The organism is Variovorax sp. AC194 (assembly GCF_979257995.1).
The window spans coordinates 4,203,473-4,217,167 of the sequence record NZ_OZ409823.1 but is presented as its reverse complement, the minus strand read 5'-3'; the positions used below and the strand labels follow the sequence as shown (position 1 = coordinate 4,217,167).

The 13,695-nt window shown below is 66.4% G+C and carries 14 protein-coding genes; 9 read left to right on the top strand and 5 right to left on the bottom strand.

The window, feature by feature from the left end; genetic code table 11:
• The 5 genes from ACZYRS_RS20085 to ACZYRS_RS20065 all read left to right on the top strand — a co-directional run bounded on the left by ACZYRS_RS20085 (position 1) and on the right by ACZYRS_RS20065 (position 4,319).
• Positions 1 to 1,971 carry an iron-containing redox enzyme family protein gene (locus tag ACZYRS_RS20085; protein WP_463420658.1) on the top strand — a complete coding sequence of 657 codons (1,971 nt, stop codon included), beginning with the start codon at positions 1 to 3 and terminating at the stop codon, positions 1,969 to 1,971.
• A complete protein-coding gene (locus ACZYRS_RS20080) occupies positions 1,955 to 2,866 on the top strand; it encodes a DUF6999 family protein (protein ID WP_463420657.1) in 912 nt (303 codons plus the stop codon). Before ACZYRS_RS20085 ends, ACZYRS_RS20080 begins: the two co-directional genes overlap by 17 nt.
• A gap of 17 nt (positions 2,867 to 2,883) precedes the next feature.
• The gene (locus tag ACZYRS_RS20075) at positions 2,884 to 3,252 is read left to right on the top strand and encodes a hypothetical protein (protein ID WP_198784289.1); all 369 of its coding nucleotides are present in this window, start codon (positions 2,884 to 2,886) and stop codon (positions 3,250 to 3,252) included.
• The gene (locus ACZYRS_RS20070; RefSeq protein ID WP_013540963.1) at positions 3,239 to 3,490 is read left to right on the top strand and encodes a hypothetical protein; all 252 of its coding nucleotides are present in this window, start codon (positions 3,239 to 3,241) and stop codon (positions 3,488 to 3,490) included. Before ACZYRS_RS20075 ends, ACZYRS_RS20070 begins: the two co-directional genes overlap by 14 nt.
• Positions 3,491 to 3,722: 232 nt before the next feature.
• On the top strand, positions 3,723 to 4,319 hold the full coding sequence (locus ACZYRS_RS20065) for a hypothetical protein (protein ID WP_463420656.1): 597 nt from the start codon (positions 3,723 to 3,725) through the stop codon (positions 4,317 to 4,319).
• 10 nt (positions 4,320 to 4,329) lie between these two features.
• Here ACZYRS_RS20065 and ACZYRS_RS20060 read toward each other — a convergent pair whose 3' ends face one another.
• On the bottom strand, positions 4,330 to 5,169 hold the full coding sequence (locus ACZYRS_RS20060) for a metal-dependent hydrolase (protein ID WP_463420655.1): 840 nt from the start codon (positions 5,167 to 5,169) through the stop codon (positions 4,330 to 4,332).
• Positions 5,170 to 5,289: 120 nt separating this feature from the next.
• On the opposite strand from ACZYRS_RS20060, the gene ACZYRS_RS20055 reads away from it, so the two are divergent.
• Positions 5,290 to 5,919, top strand: a complete 630-nt coding sequence (locus tag ACZYRS_RS20055; RefSeq protein ID WP_463420654.1) for a TetR/AcrR family transcriptional regulator — start codon at positions 5,290 to 5,292, stop codon at positions 5,917 to 5,919.
• Here ACZYRS_RS20055 and ACZYRS_RS20050 read toward each other — a convergent pair.
• Both ACZYRS_RS20050 and ACZYRS_RS20045 read right to left on the bottom strand, forming a co-directional pair.
• Positions 5,916 to 6,311 carry a nuclear transport factor 2 family protein gene (locus ACZYRS_RS20050; protein WP_463420653.1) on the bottom strand — a complete coding sequence of 132 codons (396 nt, stop codon included), beginning with the start codon at positions 6,309 to 6,311 and terminating at the stop codon, positions 5,916 to 5,918. The genes ACZYRS_RS20055 and ACZYRS_RS20050 overlap by 4 nt on opposite strands.
• A gap of 2 nt (positions 6,312 to 6,313) precedes the next feature.
• Positions 6,314 to 8,836 (bottom strand): sodium-translocating pyrophosphatase, encoded by a 2,523-nt coding sequence (locus ACZYRS_RS20045; protein ID WP_463420652.1) that lies wholly within the window; start codon positions 8,834 to 8,836, stop codon positions 6,314 to 6,316.
• 257 nt (positions 8,837 to 9,093) lie between these two features.
• On the opposite strand from ACZYRS_RS20045, the gene ppa reads away from it, so the two are divergent.
• Positions 9,094 to 9,621 (top strand): inorganic diphosphatase, encoded by a 528-nt coding sequence (ppa, locus tag ACZYRS_RS20040; RefSeq protein ID WP_042576736.1) that lies wholly within the window; start codon positions 9,094 to 9,096, stop codon positions 9,619 to 9,621.
• A gap of 10 nt (positions 9,622 to 9,631) precedes the next feature.
• Here ppa and ACZYRS_RS20035 read toward each other — a convergent pair whose 3' ends face one another.
• The gene (locus tag ACZYRS_RS20035; protein ID WP_463420651.1) at positions 9,632 to 10,279 is read right to left on the bottom strand and encodes a lysozyme inhibitor LprI family protein; all 648 of its coding nucleotides are present in this window, start codon (positions 10,277 to 10,279) and stop codon (positions 9,632 to 9,634) included.
• A gap of 123 nt (positions 10,280 to 10,402) precedes the next feature.
• Positions 10,403 to 11,602, bottom strand: a complete 1,200-nt coding sequence (locus ACZYRS_RS20030; protein ID WP_463420650.1) for a GNAT family N-acetyltransferase — start codon at positions 11,600 to 11,602, stop codon at positions 10,403 to 10,405.
• Positions 11,603 to 11,621: 19 nt separating this feature from the next.
• Here ACZYRS_RS20030 and ACZYRS_RS20025 point away from each other — a divergent pair, with 19 nt between their 5' ends.
• Positions 11,622 to 13,319 carry an NAD+ synthase gene (locus tag ACZYRS_RS20025; protein ID WP_463420649.1) on the top strand — a complete coding sequence of 566 codons (1,698 nt, stop codon included), beginning with the start codon at positions 11,622 to 11,624 and terminating at the stop codon, positions 13,317 to 13,319.
• Positions 13,316 to 13,654 (top strand): P-II family nitrogen regulator, encoded by a 339-nt coding sequence (locus ACZYRS_RS20020; RefSeq protein ID WP_013540975.1) that lies wholly within the window; start codon positions 13,316 to 13,318, stop codon positions 13,652 to 13,654. Before ACZYRS_RS20025 ends, ACZYRS_RS20020 begins: the two co-directional genes overlap by 4 nt.
• Positions 13,655 to 13,695 lie beyond the last annotated feature (41 nt).

Sequence of the window (13,695 nt, the reverse complement as noted above, 5' to 3'; positions counted from 1 at the left end):
ATGCCTGTTTCATTCCAACGCGTGTACCTCGAGAGCGCCGGCTATTTCATGCCGGGTGAGCCCATTCCCAACGACCGCATGGACGCGTACATCGCGCCGCTCAATCGCATGTCCGAGCGCATCAAGCGGCGCATCCTCGCGGAGAACGGCATCCTCACGCGGCACTACGCCATCGATGCGGAGGGCGTGACGCAGCACACCAATGCGCAGCTCGCCGCGGGCGCCATCCGCGACTGCCTGCGGCGCGGCGGCGCGGAGCTGTCGCGCGTGTCGCTGCTGGCAAGCGGCTCCTCGGGCGGCGACACGCTGATGCCGGGCTTCGCCAACATGATCCAGGGCGAGCTCGCGGCGCAGCCGATGGAGACGCACTCGGTGCACGGCATCTGCGCGGCCGGCGTGTCGGCGATCCAGACGGCTGCGCAGGGCATCGAGCTGGGCGCGCACCGCAGCGCGATGGCGGTGGCGAGCGAGATGCCGTCGCGGCTCTTCAAGCGCTCGCGTTTCGCGGCGCGCGGCTACGAGACCGACTTCGACTCGCACTTCCTGCGCTGGATGCTGTCCGACGGCGCGGGCGCGTTGCTGCTGTCCGATGGCTCACCCGCACTGGCGGGCGCGCCCGGCTTGCGCCTGAAGTTGAAGTGGGTGCACCAGCGCGCCTTCTCGGGCGACTACCCGGTGTGCATGCAGATGGGGCTGACCGAAGACCGCGCGCGCGGCCACCTCGACTTCGGCTCCTGGGCAGAGGCCGAAGCCGCCGGCGCACTCTCGCTGCGGCAGGACATCCGCCTGCTGCCGCACCTGTTCGACATCGGCATCCACGAATACGCAGGACTGGTGCGCGACGGCTGGGTCGATCCGAAGCGCATCGATCACTTCCTGTGCCACTACTCGTCGGAGAAATTCATCCCGGTGGTCGAGGACCTGATGAACAAGGCCGACCTGTCGATTCCGCGCGAGCGCTGGTGGAGCAACCTCGCGTGGCGCGGCAACACGGGGGCCGCGTCGATCCTGGTCATGCTGGCCGAATTCCTTCACACGAAGACGTTGAAGCCCGGCGAGCAGATCTTCTGCTACGTGCCCGAGTCGGGGCGCTTCATGGCGGCGTACATGCTGCTGGAAGTCGAAGCGGCCGATGCGGCGCCCGTGACGACAGTGGCGCCCCGCGCCGCGGTGCCGGACGACGATCTCGTCATCGCGCCCCCGCACGATCCGGCCGCCGCGCCCGAGGGCCTGGGCGCTCTGCTGACGGAACTGGCCGCCATCTGGCACGACTACCGCTCGCGCGTCTGGCGCACGCCGCTCGTCCGCCAGATCCGCGAGCGCCGCCTCGCGTTGCCCGACTACCTGAACTGGATGGAGCAATGGGTGCCGCAGGTGCGCGAAGGCAGCAAGTGGATGCGCGAAGGCGCCGCGTCGCTGAGCGAGCCGTACCAGATGCTGGCCTCGCTGATCGGCGTGCATGCGGGCGAGGAGCAGGACGACTTCAACATCCTCTTCAGCGACTACAAGAAGGCCGGGGGCACGGTCGCGCAGATCGATGACCTGCGCCGCAACCCGGGCGGCGAAGCGCTCAATGCCTACCTGCACGGCCTGGCGGCCACGCGCGATCCGATCGGCCTGCTGGGCGCGATCTACATCATCGAAGGCACGGGCCAGCGCATCGTGCCGGCGCTGCTGCCGCTCATCAAGGCGAGCGTGAAGCTGCCGCCCGATGCCTTCCGCTTTCTCGAATACCACGGCCACAACGACGAGAACCACCTGAACCGCTGGCTCGCCGCGGTCGAGATGGTCATGGCCATCGAGGGGCAGGCCCGCGCGGCCCGTCAGATCATCGACACGGCGCGCCATACGGCCGCGCTGTATTTGATGCAGTTCCAGCACATCACGGAGCGGATGCCGCATGAGCCGCCGGGCCGCCCCAAGGCGAATACCGCAGCCGCAGGCGGAGGTGCCAATGAGCCGAACGCCTGAATTCCTGACCCAAGCCCACGACGAGCGCGACCCGAGTCCGTGGCTCGCGCTCTACCTGGACCAGAGCACGCCGCTGCCGGACAATGTCAAGTCGGCGTGGCTGGCCGATTCGAGCTCGGGCTCTCGGCAGTACCTGTTGCCGTTCCTCAGGCCGATCGCGCGGCTCACGATCATCCTCATCCAGATCGTGAAGGTGTTCGTGCCACGCAACTGGTCGCATTCGATGCTGCTGCACCGCTTTCTCGCGTGGGGCCTCAAGCGCTTCGTGTCGCCGGAGGCGAACTGGCTGATCCTGCGGCACTTTCACCTGGGGTCGCAGGTGCTGGCGTTCATCGGGCGCAACTCGCCTGCGCCCGTGTCCACCCATCCGCTGGAGCCGGCGGACATCGACGCGCTGAAGGACGAGATGTTCTTGAAGCACGACCTGAACCTCTTCAACTTCGTGATCCGCCTGAACACGGCGCTGCGCGAGAAGGGCGTGGCACTGTGCAAGGCGGAGGAGGTCGATTTCTCGATGATCAAGGAGCCGGGGCTGCGGCTGGAGGACATGCCGCACGGCAAGCTCAATTTCCTCGACCTGCAGAGCGCCATCGAGCTGTTCACGCCGCTCTACCAGCTGATGCTGACCGACAACGATTTCTGGCGCGCGGCCAATTCATTGCAACTGGACGAAACCATCGGCATCTACACGGCGACGATCCTGAATGCGCCCGAGCACCTGATTTTGGTCAACAACAAGCACCCGCTGGTGCCCCTGTCGACCCTGCGGGCGGGGCACCGGCTGGTGATCCACGGGCTGTCCACGGAAATGCTCCACAGCCTGCTGCAGCGCATGCAGGCGGCCCAAAAAGCAGGGGAGCCGGAGACGGCCCTCTACGATCAGCCACTTGCATAGGCGTATGCTGCCCCCAGATGCGAACCATGAACACGACCCACAATCCGTCCCCCAAGACCGATCTGGCAGTGACCCAAGTGCTGGCGCAACTGCTGGAGCGACTGGAGCACAGCGCCGTGCCCGTAGGCGCCGAGCAGTACCGCTCGGTGGTCGAGCACCTGGTGCATGAGTTCGAGGATGTCGCGCCAGGCGCCGAGCTGGGCCGCCTGCTCGATGCCTATCCGGCCGCATCCGAGGTTTATGAGAACCTCAACTATCAGCACGCCGGGCTTTGCCGCTCGGCATTGGACGTTTCCCTGGCGGCAGAAGTCAGCGCCAGGGAAGCCATTGCACGCGCCATGGGCGGTGCCAAAACGAACAAGGACAAGACGCATGGCGAAGGGTGAAGTGAAGACGGCAGTGGTGGCGGACGGCCTGCGCTACAAGACCAAGACACCGGGTTCCCCGTTCCGCGCTTCGGCGTCGTTCAGCGGGGCGACCATGTCCTGCTTCATGTGCGGCAAGCACCGCGTGCGCTCGCAATTGCGCACGCGTCAGGTGCTGGGCAAGTCGCAGACCGTGTGCGCGCCTTCGTGCAAGGCGCTCGACGAGGCGCTGGAGCAATCGGAAGCGTCGTCGGGCTAGTTTTCGGCTAGCACGAAGCGGAGACGTTTTGGCGACATGCCCGCGTGAACATGTCGCAGATTTCCTTCCACAACGGACTTAATCGATATACAGTTAGACACAATTGATGCATGTAATTGCATTCATTCAAAAGTTCTAATCTGTAGCCGATGACAAATCAATTCCAGCAAGGCCTTGGCTGCCCGGCATTGGGCGTGGACGTTGACGTTGACGCGTGCGAAAGGGGCCTGCCGTGAGCAAGCCACGCCATGTCGTCATGCAGGTGGTCAAGCGCTCCTCGGGCAGCGCCACGCACCACGTCGAATTCCTCATGGACGACAACTTCGCGGAGCGCCTGCGCCAGTTGCGTTCGCTGGTGCCGCCCCTGGGCAGCCTCAACAAGCAGCGCGACCTGGTGATCGACAAGGTGAGGGTGCGCCTGCCCAACGCCATCTGGCGCTCGGGCAACGAGATCGACATCGACGGGGGCGTGGAAGGCTCCTGCATCGTCATCGCGGCCGAAGGCTCCTTCAACTGCGGCGGCAAGGACCGCAAGACGCGCGAGAAGCTCGTGACGTACAACTTCTCGATCTCGCGCCTGGTCGAGCTCCATGCCGAGCGCCCCGAGGGCGAGACCTTCTACATCCGCGACGGGACCTTCGCCAACGACGAGCCGGCCGACTCGCCCGCGGGCCGATGGGTCGCGTCGATGCACGAGCTCGAAGTGGTGATGCGCGTGCCCGACGCCCCGTCGGATTTCGACACCCTGCACGACCTGTCGCTGCGTCCCGAGCAGCAGCAGGCGCGCAGCGGCACTGGCGGCGGCACGCACCGCGCCAGCATGTACTGAGAAGAGACGATCAGGACGTAACTGCCTCGGAGGCAACGCCCACCGGCGTGTACTGCGCGCGGTTGTCGGCCAGCCAGCGCGTCGACAGGCTGCTGTCCTGCTGCGCCGGATGGAAGTCCGCCCGCAGGTAGCTGCGCCAGCCGCGCAGGTTGCCGCGCAACAGGCCTCCCTTGCCCAGCAGGATGCGCGCCGCGCTCTTCCACGTCGCCCACTTCCACAACTGCTTTTCGTGGCGCAGGTTGTCGATGGTCTGGTGCATCAGGTCGCCGAGGAACATCACGGTCACGCGGCGGAACCAGCGCCGGCGCCATTCGTCCGAGCCGCCCGCGGCCTTGTAGATGTCGAAGGCGACCGACTTGTGCTCCAGCTCCTCGGCGCTGTGCCACAGCCACATCGTCCGCAGGCGCGGTTCCGCGCCATCGAGGATCTCGGGGCGCGCCAGCAGCCACTCGGCGAACATCGCGGTGAAGTGCTCGGTGGCCGCCGTGACCGCCAACGCGTGGCGCGGATCGGCCTCTTCCATCAGCGTCATGCGCTTGTTGGCACGCGCGGTCCAGCCGTCGACCAGCCCCTGTTCCTCGAGGTGGTTGTTGAAGAGCGAATGGATGCGCCGGTGCGTGGCCTCCTGGCCGATGAAGCCGCGCACGTCGGCGCGGTATTTTTCCTGCACCTCGGGCGGCAGCGTGGCCACCGCATCGCGCACGGCATCGATGAAGAATTGCTCGCCGAAGGGGAAACTCATCGACAGTGCATTGAAGAAGGCGCTGGAGAATGCATCGCCGCCGCACCAGTTGCGGGCAAAGGGCGATTGCAGGTCGATCAGCAGGCGGCGGACAACGAGTTCAGTCATGAAAACAATCCTCGGGACATCGTGGGATGAAAAGTTGGTACAGCTTCGTACCGCATGCCTCCATGTTGCGGGTCGATGCTGGTACTGTCAAGTACCGAGGCGTAGGAAAATGTGCCATCCATGAGCGACACCATCGAAAAAACCGTGGCCTCCAAATCCGCCGAGGGCACGGAAAGCGAGCACTATGCGCGCCTCCTGCAGGGCATGGCGCACGCCGTGGCGGCCAAGGGCTACGCGGACACGACCATCGCCGACATCGTGCGCGAGGCGGCCGTCTCGCGCCGCACGTTCTACGAGCACTTCAGCACCAAGACCGAGTGCCTGATCGCGCTCTACGAAACCGCCAGCCGCCTCGCGCTGCAGGCCGTGAGCGAGGCCTTCGATCCCGCGCAGCCCTGGCATGCGCAGGTCGAGCAGGCGATGACCGCGTACTTCGATTACCTCGCCCAAGACCCGGTGCTGCTGCGCACCCTCTTCGTCGAGATCCTGGGCCTGGGCATGCCGGGCCTCGCGGCACGGCGCCGCGTCAACGACGAGATCGCCAACTTCATCCAGGTGGCCATCAACAGCAGCGACAGCGATTGCAGCCCCGCGGCGCACCTCACGAGCGAGATGGCGATGACGGTGGTCGGCGGCATCAACGAGCTGGTGCTGCAGGCCATCGAGCAGAACCGTGCGGGCGACCTGCGCGAACTGGTGGCACCCGCCACGCGGCTGGTGCGCGCGGTGGCCGCGGAGAGCCAGCGCTAAGCGACGTTGCCGCTCGACGGGGCCGGCGTTGGCTTTCTCTGCGCCGGGTCGTAGAAGAACTGCTCCTCGGCGATGCGCTCGCCGTCCCAGCGCTGCCACGCGATCTCTTCCATGCGCATGGTGGCGCCACCCTTGAAGGTGAACGCGAAGACCCATTGGATCGCCACGTGGTCGCCGTTCACCAGCACCGGCCGCACGCACGTGGACACCACCGACTCGGTGCGATCGAGCACGGCGCTCTCCTGCGCGACCAGCGTGCTGCGCCCGCGCCGGGGCTCGGCCTGGTTCTCGCGCATGGTGGCGTCTTCGGTGTAGTAGTCCTCGATGACCTGCGCATGCGCGCCGCCTTCCACGGCGGCGATGAAGGCTTCGAGCCGTGCGGGCGTGGGCATCTTCAGGACTTCACTTTCACTTCGACGCGGCGCGCTTCCGACGCCGGCCCATCGGCCTGCGACTGCTCGGGCTTGGCCAGCTCGATCTTGTCCTCGGGCGCGCCCGCGGCCTTGAGCGCATCGCTCACGGCCATGGCGCGCTGCTTGGCCAGTTCGGCGTTCTTGGCCGGGTCGCCGCTCGCATCGTGGTAGCCGCTCACGAGCACGGTGCTGCCGCTCTGCACGGCCTTGATGACATCGGCCAGCGCCTCCTTGGCGTTGGGCGCGACTTCGGAACTGGCGCTCGCGAAGTAGAACTTCACGACGCCGTTCTCGACCTTCACCGCGGCGGCTTCGACTGCGGACACCGCGCCCGAGGCGACGGCGGCCGCCGGTGTGGCCGGTGTAGCCGGTGCCATTGCCGCGGGCGCCGTCACTGCGGTCGGCGTCTCGACCTTGGCAGGCGCCATCGCCGCCGCATCGCCCGCATGGAACTTCACCACCAGCGGCACGATGAGCAGCGCCACGATGTTGATGATCTTGATCAGCGGATTCACGGCGGGGCCCGCGGTGTCCTTGTAGGGGTCGCCCACGGTGTCGCCGGTGACGGCCGCCTTGTGCGCCTCGGAGCCCTTGCCGCCGTGGTGGCCGTCCTCGATGTACTTCTTGGCGTTGTCCCACGCGCCGCCGCCCGTGCACATCGAGATGGCGACGAACAGGCCCGTGACGATCGTGCCCATCAAGAGGCCCCCCAGCGCCTTCGGTCCGAGCACGAGGCCCACGACGATCGGCACCACCACCGGCAGCAGCGAGGGGATCATCATTTCCTTGATGGCCGCGCCGGTCAGCATGCCCACGGCCTTGCCGTACTCGGGCTTGCCGGTGCCTTCCATGATCCCGGGAATCTCGCGGAACTGGCGGCGCACTTCCTCCACCACCGCACCGGCCGCGCGGCCGACGGCTTCCATCGCCATCGCGCCGAAGAGGTAGGGAATCAGGCCGCCGATGAAGAGGCCCACGATCACCATCGGGTCGCTCAGGTTGAAGCTGATGTTCAGGCCGAAGCTCTCCAGCTTGTGCGTGTAGTCGGCAAAGAGCACCAGCGAGGCGAGGCCGGCCGAGCCGATCGCGTAGCCCTTGGTCACGGCCTTGGTGGTGTTGCCGACCGCGTCGAGCGGGTCGGTCACGGCGCGCACGCTGTCGGGCAGATCGCTCATCTCGGCGATGCCGCCGGCGTTGTCGGTGATGGGGCCGTAGGCGTCGAGAGCCACCACGATGCCCGCCATGCTCAGCATGGACGTTGCGGCCACCGCGATGCCGAACAGGCCGGCCAGCGAATACGAGGCCAGGATCGCGATGCAAACGAAGATCACCGGCCAGGCCGTGGAGCGCATCGAGACGCCCAGGCCCGCGATGATGTTCGTGCCGTGGCCCGTGGTCGAGGCCTGCGCGATGTGCTGCACGGGCTTGTACTGCGTGCCCGTGTAGTACTCGGTGACCCACACCAGCGCCGCGGTGAGCGCCAGGCCCACGAAGCAGGCGCCGAAGAGCTTCAGCTGGCTGCCGCTCGCGGCGATGGCGTTGTCCGGAATGATCCACGCCGTGACGAACCAGAACGCGATCAGCGAGAGGATGCCCGCGACCGCCAGCCCCTTGTAGAGCGCCGGCATCACGTTGACCATGCCCGGCGACGCCTTCACGAAGAAGCAGCCGATGATCGACGCGATGATCGACACGCCGCCCAGCGCGAGCGGATACAGCACCGCATTGCCCGGCGCCGTGGTGACCATCAGCGCGCCGAGCACCATGGTGGCGATCAGCGTCACCGCGTAGGTCTCGAACAGGTCGGCCGCCATGCCGGCGCAGTCGCCCACGTTGTCACCCACGTTGTCGGCGATCACCGCGGGGTTGCGCGGATCGTCTTCCGGAATGCCGGCTTCGACCTTGCCCACCAGGTCGGCGCCGACGTCGGCGCCCTTGGTGAAGATGCCGCCGCCCAGCCGCGCGAAGATCGAGATCAGCGAGGAGCCGAAGGCAAAGCCGATCAGCGGATTGAGGATGGCCGCCAGGGTGTGGTCCGACTTGGGCGCGCTGCCGGCCAGGAACCAGTAGAAGCCGGTCACGCCCAGGAGGCCCAGGCCCACCACCAGCATGCCGGTGATGGCGCCGCCGCGGAACGCCACGTCCAGCGCCGGGCCGATGCCCTTGGTTGCGGCTTGCGCCGTGCGCACGTTGGCGCGCACCGACACGTTCATGCCGATGAAGCCGCAGGCGCCCGAGAGCACCGCGCCGACCACGAAGCCGACGGCCGTGGTGAGGTCAAGGAAGAGGGCGATGAGCACCGCCAGGATGACGCCGACCACCGCGATGGTGGTGTACTGCTTGGCGAGGTAAGCCGAGGCGCCGGCCTGGATGGCGGCGGCGATTTCCTGCATCCGGGCGTTGCCCGGGTCCTTGGCGAGAATCCAACTTCGGGCCCAGAAACCGTAGCCGACGGCCACGAGGCCGCAGACGATGGCGAGTATCAGGGGGGTGTTGCCGATCATGCTTTGCTTCTCCATTCGTTCGATGTGACTTGTGGAGACGGACAGCATGGATCCTGCGCGCAACGCGTACGGGACCCAGGTTTTCCGTCGCGTTGCTTCCTCGAAGCTCGCTGCACCGAGAAGGTGAGGAGCCGATTGGCCAACGGTTGCAATTTACAGGCAAAAACGCGGGCGTGTGCGACCGCGCGGTGACACGGAAAGTAAACTCAGGGTTTGTCCCCGTCTCCCCAATACTTTTCAACTACTCGAAAAACGTCATGTCCTTCGACAAAGTCTCCCCCGGCAAGAACGTCCCCGATGCCTTCAACGTCGTGATCGAAATCCCGATGAATGCCGACCCGATCAAGTACGAAGTCGACAAGGAATCGGGCGCGATCTTCGTGGACCGCTTCATGACGACGGCCATGTATTACCCCGCCAACTACGGCTACGTGCCGCAGACCCTCTCGGGCGACGGCGACCCGGTCGACGTGCTGGTGATCGCCCCGTACCCGCTCTTGCCGGGCGTGGTCGTGCCCTGCCGCCCCCTGGGCATCCTGATGATGGAAGACGAAGCCGGCGTCGACGGCAAGGTGCTGGCCGTGCCCACCGACAAGGTGCTGCCGATCTACAGCCACTGGAAGTCGGTCGACGACGTGAACCCGATGCGCCTGAAGGCCATCAGCCATTTCTTCGAGCACTACAAGGACCTGGAAGCAGGCAAGTGGGTCAAGGTGCTGGGCTGGGAAGGCATCGACGCGGCGAAGAAGGAAGTCGTGGACGGGATCGCGGCGTACAAGAAGTAATCCGGCCCATTCACTTCACGCCCTCGAGCTCGAACGGCGAACGGCGCGGGTCGCGCACGTAAATGCCTTTCAGCGAGGGCGCGCATTCGGGCCCGTCTGCGACCGTGACGCGATCGGCAGCGAACTGGAACGTGCGGGTGCAACGCCCGCTTTCCGCCACCCTCAGGCGCTGTCCGGCTTCGAGCACGTTCCTGCCCTGCAGCAGCATGTTGCCGCGTGGGTTGGGGCAGATGTAGATCTCCACATCGAGCTGCCCGGCGTCACCGGGCGTGACATCGAGGAAGCGGCCCTCGTGCGGGCATTTGCCCTGCACGTAGCGGCCCATCCATTGCAGCAGCGCATGGCTGAGGTAGGCGATGCGGCGCTGGTAGTCCTGGTTCAGGCAATCGACGTTGCCCTTGCACTCGCGGTTGCGCAGCGCGATCCAGTCGCGCTGGTCGCGCCGCAGGATCGTTGCCCATTGGCCCGCGTCGGGCATCTCGAGCTGGCGCTGGTAGAGCGCGGCCAGGGCCTCGTCCTGCCGCGACAGGCCCGGGTCGGCGCAGATGGCTTTCTCGGTGGCGTTGCCGGCCTTGGCGCAGTCGAAGCTCGCGGCGAAGGCGTGGCCGGCGCTCATGAAGCAAAGCGCCGCAAGGGCGAGGCGGATCGATGGGCGCATGCGGTTTCTCCTCGGGAGTGCGGGAGCGGGCCTGTTCTGGCCCGGATGCTAGGAGAGGCGCCGCGCGCCGTCGATGTGCCAAACGGTCAAGGGCGCTATGCCCTTGGTTAGAGAGATGCGCCCTCAGCCGGCCTTGAACGGGCTGCGCTCGCCCAGGTGGTCCATGTAGTTCTCGATGCCGGCGCCCTCGCGTTCGAGAAAGCGCTCGACCGCATCGGAGAACGCGGGGTGCGCCAGCCAGTGGGCGCTGGTGGTCTTCACCGGCATCAGCGCGCGCGCCATCTTGTGCTCGCCCTGCGCGCCGCCCTCGAAGCGCCTTGCGCCGTGTTCGATGCACCAGGCAAGGGGCTGGTAGTAGCAGGCCTCGAAGTGCAGGCAGTCGACGCGCTCCAGCGCGCCCCAGTAGCGGCCGTAGGCGACGAGCGGTTCGTCCGGCTGCGTGGAAAGCGCGATCAGGCTCGTGGCCATGGGCTTGCCGTTGCGCTCGGCGACGAACAGCAGCCAGGCCTCGGGCAACGTATCGGCCATACGCTGGAAGAAATCGCGCGCAAGGTAGGGCGGGTTGCCGTGCTCGCGGTAGGTGCGCTCGTAGCAGCGGTAGAAGAAATCCCAGTCGGCCTTGGAGATGTCCTTGCCGCGCGACCAGCGGAAGCTCACGCCCGCGTCGGCGACCTTGCGGCGCTCCTGGCGGATCTTCTTGCGCTTGTCGTGGGCGAGGCTGGCGAGGAACGCGTCGAAGTCGGAATAGCCGGGCTGCCCCGGGATGGAGAGCTCCCCCTCGGCGGGCGTGGGGGCCACGTTCGTCCAATGGAACTGCACCGTGTTGCGCAGCATCAGCCCGGCTTCGGTGCACGCGGCAATGTCCTCGTCGGCACCGAACAGCAGGTGCAGAGAAGAAAGTTCTTCCTGCTTGCACCAAGCGACCAGCGCCTGCACCAGCAGCGTGCGGCTTTGCGCATCGCGCGCCAGGAGCCGCGTGCCCGGCACCGGCGTGAAGGGCACCGCGACCACGGCCTTGGGGTAGTAGGCGAGCCCGTGCTGTTCGTAGGCGTTGGCCCAGGCCCAGTCGAAGACGTATTCGCCGTACGAATGGTCCTTGATGTAGATCGGGCAGGCGGCCTGGAGCGCCTTGCCGCGCCAGAGCGTGACGAACTGCGCCGTCCATCCGCTCGCGGGCGAGGCGCTGCCGCTTTCGTGCAGCGCCGCGAGGTATTCGTGGCGCATGAAAGGCGAGGGCTCGGCCTGCGCGGCGAGCAGCGCGTTCCAGGCTTTCGGGCTCACGTCCGACGGTGACGCCAGAACCCGAATGACATAATCGTTCAAGCCTTTTTCTTCCTTCTGTATGACGCTCAAGCTCGCCATCGCGCAACTCAATTTTGTGGTGGGCGACCTCGCCGGCAACGCAAGAAAGATCGTCGATGCCGCACGCGACGCCCATGCGCAAGGCGCGCGCCTGCTGCTGACGCCCGAACTCTCGATTGCCGGCTACGCAGCGGAGGACCTGTTCCTCCGTCCCGCCTTCACCGAAGCCTGTGATGATGCCGTGAAAGGCATCGCCGCCGCGCTGGCCGACCTCAAAGACATGGTCGTGGTGGTGGGGCATCCGACCGGCGGGAGCCTTCGCAGCCGCTCCGTGGCAGTGCAGTTGCGCCACAACGCGGCCAGCGTCATCAAGGAAGGCCGCATCCTTCAGACCTACGCCAAGCGCGAGCTGCCGAACTACCAGGTGTTCGACGAGCGCCGCTATTTCACGCCGGGGCAGGGCACCTGCGTGTTCGAGGCGGGCGGAGTGTCCGTCGGGCTGCTGATCTGCGAAGACGCGTGGTTCGACCAGCCGGCCGAGCTGGCCCGCGAGGCCGGCGCCGAGGTGCTGGCCGTGATCAACGCATCGCCCTATCACGTGGGCAAGGAAGGCGAGCGCGTCGCGCGCATGGCTGATCGTGCGCGTGCCGTGGGGCTGCCGCTGGTCTACGCGCACCTGGTCGGCGGGCAGGATGAAGTGGTGTTCGACGGTGCCTCCTTCGCGCTGCAGGCCGACGGCGCGCTCGCCATGCAGGCCGAGAGCTTTCAGGAGAAATTGGTCTTCGCGCAGTTGGAGCGCGCACCGCAAGGCGGCATCGGCTTCGCGGTCGAGCCCGGTGCTGTGGCCGGGCCGCGCGACGCCGAAGCGCAGTTGTGGGATGCCCTGGTTCTTGGCGTGCGCGACTACATCGGCAAGAACGGTTTTCCGGGCGCCATCCTGGGGCTCTCGGGCGGCATCGACTCCGCATTGGTGCTCGCCATCGCGGTCGATGCACTCGGCAAGGACAAGGTGCGCGCGGTGATGATGCCTTCGCCTTACACGGCCGACATCAGCTGGATCGATGCGCGAGAGATGGCGATGCGCCTGGGCGTGCGCTACGACGAGATTTCGATCGCCCACACCTTCGAATCCTTCGAGGGCGCCCTGGCCGCGGAGTTCAAGGGCCGCCCCGAGGACACGGCCGAAGAAAACATCCAGGCCCGCATCCGCGGCACGCTGCTGATGGCCCTGTCGAACAAGTTCGGCGCCATCGTGCTCACCACCGGCAACAAGAGCGAAATGGCCACCGGCTATTGCACGCTCTACGGCGACATGGCGGGCGGTTTCGCGGTCATCAAGGACCTGCTCAAGACGACGGTGTTCGCGCTGGCGCGCTGGCGCAACGCGCATGATCCGTACGGCACCGGCGCTGCGCCGATTCCGGAGCGGATCATCACGCGCCCTCCGAGTGCAGAGCTTCGGGCCGACCAGACCGACCAGGACAGCCTGCCGCCCTACGACATCCTGGACGGCATCCTGGCACGCTACATGCAGGACGACCAGGGCATCGACGAGATCATCGCCGCGGGCTACGACCGCGCGGTGGTCGAGCGGGTTGCGCGGCTCATCAAGATCAATGAATACAAGCGGCGCCAGGCGCCGGTAGGAATCCGGGTGACCCACCGCAGCTTCGGCAAGGATTGGCGTTACCCTATCACCAGCAAATTCAACGAAACCGCCGGAGCACGAAAACCATGAAGCAGATCACCGCAATCGTCAAACCCTTCAAGCTCGAGGACGTGCGCGAGGCCTTGGCCGAAGTGGGCGTCACCGGCCTGACCGTGACCGAGGTCAAGGGCTTCGGCCGCCAGAAGGGCCACACCGAGCTCTACCGGGGCGCCGAATACGTGGTCGACTTCCTGCCCAAGATGAAGGTCGAAGTGGTCGTCAACGAGGGCGACGTGGAGCGCTGCATCGAGGCCATCGTCAATTCGGCACGCACCGGGAAGATCGGCGACGGCAAGATCTTCGTCACCGCCGTCGAACGCATCGTGCGCATCCGGACCGGCGAGGAAAACGAAAACGCCGTTTGAAGCAAAAAAGCCCCGTTGACCGGGGCTTTTTCTTTCGAGTC